Consider the following 2,711-nt stretch of genomic DNA (forward strand, 5'->3'; position numbering starts at 1 on the left):
TGGTTAAATTATACAGTTGAAACAAGATTGTGGAAAAAAGGGAAATGAAGTATCATATGATATAGAGAATCAATTTCATTTTATAAGGCAATCGCCGAGTTCCATTTATGGAAGCGGGGGACCCACTTTTGGGGTGAATCCTGTGAGAACAGGTAGGGCGAATTTCTTTCTGCCCGAATCCGTCAGCTAACCTCGTAGGCGTTGAAAGAGAAGGATTTTATTTATCCTGCCAGTCTTTAGAGGCCAATTAAATGGTCCTGTAAGGATATCCTTCTCAAAAGCTGGTTTTGAACTATTTCTATCATCATGTAGGATGAAGGTAGAAAGAATTGGCAAATTACAGTTTTGAAGGAGGAGTATTATGGGGAAAATCAGGATCGGTATTTTTGGTTTTGGGAAAACGGGTAAAGTTGTTGCCAACGAATTCTTAAATGACAGTTTATTTACACTGGCGTGGGTAGTGCGTAAAGGGGATACAGATCATCAGAAATATGCCAGCCGGCTGTTGGGGCATGAGTTTGATGCCGGGGAGATTTTCTCTATTGATGATCTCAACGATGATTTTTTTGTCGAGAGGCCGGTAGAGGCGCTTGTAGATTTTTCGGATTCTACCGGGATTTATTTATATGAAAAAGCAGCGCAAGCAGGCATTCCCATTATATCAGCCATTTCAAAATATGAGCAGGCGGAACTGGATCTGATGAGATCCTACGCAGAGTTTACTTCGGTACTTTATTCACCTAATATAACACTGGGGATAAACGTGTTGATGGTTGCGGCTCAGATTTTACAAAAGATAGCGCCTCATGCAGATATTGAGATTGTTGAGGAACATTTTAAAGGTAAAAAAGAAGTATCAGGAACAGCTCAAAGAATTGCCAGTGTACTTAGCCTTAATGTTGAAGAGCACCTAAATTCTATACGTGTTGGTGGAATTGTTGGGCGCCATGAAATCATCTTTGGGATGCCGAATCAGACAATAAGGCTGTCCCACGAAAGCATCAGCAGGGCAGCTTTCGGACAGGGATCTATTTTTGCAGTGAAATTCCTCATAGACCAACCACCAGGCATGTATACGATGGAAACGATAATTGCCGAGATGTTCAGACAAAATATTCCTGTGTATTAACGCAGTAAAAAGATAATCCAGTATGCTAAGGATTTGGTCAAGGAAATGGAAAATTTTTTGTACTCATAGGAGTGCGTGTAGTATAGTAGAGCCGCTTTCTCTAATTAAGGGAAAGCGGCTTCAGTTATGCCCCCTGCAGCATCAGTAGCATCATGAAACAGTCCGCAGACAGTTTTAATTGTCTGCGGACTGTTATTTTAGTGCAAAAAAACTATTATATAGATAGCCTGAAATCAAACCGGCCCAGGGAGGTTCCAATGGCTATGAGATAACCGGGGGCGTTGAGAGGGCTCTCTTGCTGCCGGACTGACTGGGGCTGCAAATCGACCTTAAAGCCGTTCGTGGACAACACGCTGCAAAAAACACCATTATGGACGTTGAGGAATTCGCCGATGCTATCAAGGGCCATTTCGTCAACAATGCTAAGATTCTCATCACTGAAGCGGTTAGCTGTAGCCAGCACAGTTTTTGCATCCATAATTAAGTTGACAGTTAAAGCCGGCTCGCCAATGATTTGTTGTGATGCAACCCAAGTACCAGCCTGATTAGTTTCAATGGCCAGTGGCAGAATAAAAGGAGTTTCATTTAAGAAGCGGACAAGATTGCGAAGTGTCAGTCCGGCATAGCTGTACAATAGATCAGCCTTGTCACCAGCCTGTGAAAAATCCAGTAGCTTTTTGAGACCGGCATCATCATCAATTGGTGCTGGCGAGGACATAGCGTTAGCTGTAATGCCATACTCCACACGAAAATCAGCTAACGCCTTTTCTACAGCGGTTAATGTTAAATAGCCTTTGTCGGTGATTGCCTGGAGCAGTGTCAGATGCCCTTGGCCCTGGGTAGCTAATAGTTGGTCTACCTGCGCAGACGTCAGATAGCCTTGCGTCTGGGCCAGCTCACCAAATTTCTTATCTTTTGCCCGTTGCAGATTATGTATTTCTTCTACCTGCTCACCTGTCATCAATCCGGCATCCACAGCAAGAATTCCTAGTTTGACCCGGGCGGAATGCTCATGCTGGAGTGCCTGGAAAAGTTGATCAGGAGTAAGAATCCCTTTATTTAACAGGTAATACCCAAAATATTGATTAAACATTTGGCTGACTCCTTTTTAATGCAAATTTCACCAATCAAACAGATTTTCAAGTGATCTCTTTTTCCAGTGGCCTGGTATTAGGCTAACGCTTGTTGTTCTGCAAGGCAAGGTCAATAACCGGCAATAGATTAGTATCGCTCAACGGTTTGATAATATAGTTTTTGGCCCCGAACTCCAAGGCATCCATGATAACGTGTTTTTGGCCTGATGAGCTTACAACAACAATATTTGCCAGTGGATCAGCCTGCATAAGGCATTTAATTGTTTCGACCCCGCCTAAGCCAGGCATGGTAATATCCATTGTGATGATATCTGGCTGGCATTCCGGATAGCGCGCAATAGCCTGTTCACCGCTAGCCGCCTCTCCTACCACCACATGTCCGGCTTGCTCCAGTATCTTACGTATAGTTTTTCTCATCATCATTGAATCATCAACAATTAAAACGCGTGCCATTAGTTATCAACCTCCTATAAGCAATGTTATTTTCT

At 43.2% G+C, this 2,711-nt stretch carries 3 protein-coding genes and 1 riboswitch; of the genes, 1 reads left to right on the forward strand and 2 read right to left on the reverse strand.

What is annotated here, in order from left to right; all coding sequences use genetic code 11:
- The first annotated feature begins 82 nt into the window (after positions 1 to 82).
- Positions 83 to 215: riboswitch (cyclic di-AMP (ydaO/yuaA leader) on the forward strand.
- Positions 216 to 361: 146 nt separating this feature from the next.
- Positions 362 to 1,129, forward strand: coding sequence for a 4-hydroxy-tetrahydrodipicolinate reductase (locus VN379_RS05835; RefSeq protein ID WP_325531767.1), 768 nt, complete (start codon positions 362 to 364; stop codon positions 1,127 to 1,129).
- Positions 1,130 to 1,343: 214 nt separating this feature from the next.
- Here VN379_RS05835 and VN379_RS05840 read toward each other — a convergent pair whose 3' ends face one another.
- Together VN379_RS05840 and VN379_RS05845 are read right to left on the reverse strand one after the other, a co-directional pair.
- Positions 1,344 to 2,222, reverse strand: coding sequence for a chemotaxis protein CheX (locus VN379_RS05840; RefSeq protein WP_325531769.1), 879 nt, complete (start codon positions 2,220 to 2,222; stop codon positions 1,344 to 1,346).
- 82 nt (positions 2,223 to 2,304) lie between these two features.
- The gene (locus VN379_RS05845) at positions 2,305 to 2,676 is read right to left on the reverse strand and encodes a response regulator (RefSeq protein WP_325531771.1); all 372 of its coding nucleotides are present in this window, start codon (positions 2,674 to 2,676) and stop codon (positions 2,305 to 2,307) included.
- Positions 2,677 to 2,711: the final 35 nt, after the last annotated feature.

The organism is Sporomusa sp. (assembly GCF_035561255.1).
Classification (GTDB): Bacteria; Bacillota; Negativicutes; order Sporomusales; family Sporomusaceae; genus Sporomusa.